Origin of the sequence: Sphingobium sp. YR768 (assembly GCF_900111125.1) — a bacterium.
GTDB lineage: Bacteria > Pseudomonadota > Alphaproteobacteria > Sphingomonadales > Sphingomonadaceae > Sphingobium.
Window position 1 is genome coordinate 1 of the sequence record NZ_FOGE01000084.1, and the last position, 1,137, is coordinate 1,137.

The following is a 1,137-nucleotide window of genomic DNA, read 5'->3' on the forward strand; positions in this document are numbered from 1 at the left end:
CATGAAAATCACGATGATCGGCACGGGTTATGTTGGGCTTGTGTCCGGGGCCTGTTTTGCGGACTTTGGCCATGACGTGGTGTGCGTGGACAAGGATGCGGGGAAGATCGCGGCGATCGAATCGGGGAAGATGCCGATTTTCGAGCCGGGTCTGGACCAGCTGGTGGGCAGCAATGCCGCCGCCGGTCGCCTGACCTTCACCACTGATCTGGCGGCGGGCGTCAAGGGCGCGGACGCGATCTTCATTGCGGTCGGCACGCCCTCGCGCCGCGGGGATGGCCATGCGGACCTGAGCTATGTCTATGCTGCGGCGCGGGAAATCGTGGAAGCGCTGGATGGCCCTGCGGTGATCGTGACCAAGTCGACCGTGCCCGTCGGCACAGGCGACGAAGTGGAGCGGATCGCGCGTGAACTGCGCCCCGACCTCGACATCCAATGCGTGTCCAACCCGGAATTCCTGCGCGAAGGCGCGGCGATCGGCGACTTCAAGCGGCCCGACCGCGTGGTCGTGGGCACCACCGGCAGTGAACGCGCGATCGCGGTGATGAGCCAGGTCTATCGTCCGCTCAGCCTCAATCAGGCGCCTTTGATGTTCACCGGCCGGCGCACCGCCGAACTGATCAAATATGCCGCCAATGCTTTTCTGGCGACCAAGATCACCTTCATCAACGAGATGGCCGACCTGTGCGAGGCGGTGGGCGCCGAAGTGCAGGACGTGTCGCGCGGCATCGGCCTGGACAACCGTATCGGCAGCAAGTTCCTGCATGCAGGGCCCGGCTATGGCGGCTCCTGCTTCCCCAAGGATACGCTGGCGCTGGTGAAGACCGGTCAGGATTATGACGCGCCGATCCGCATCGTGGAAACGGTGGTGCAGGTGAACGATCTGCGCAAGCGGGCGATGGGCCGCAAGATCGTCAAGGCGCTGGGCGGCGACGCGCGGGGCAAGACGGTGGCGCTGCTGGGCGTGACCTTCAAACCCAACACCGACGACATGCGCGACGCGCCGAGCCTGGCGATCGTGCAGGCGCTGGAGGATGCGGGGGCGAAGGTGGTGGCCTATGACCCGGAGGGGATGGAAGTGGCCGCGCCGATGATGCCGGGCGTGACGATGGTGAAGGACGCCTATGAAGCGGCGGC

At 65.3% G+C, this 1,137-nt stretch carries 1 protein-coding gene; it reads left to right on the plus strand.

Annotation, left to right across the window (positions count from 1 at the left end; genetic code table 11):
• Window position 1: 1 nt before the first annotated feature.
• On the plus strand, window positions 2-1,137 hold a 1,136-nt coding region (locus BMX92_RS26730), incomplete at its 3' end, for a UDP-glucose dehydrogenase family protein (RefSeq protein ID WP_093022787.1).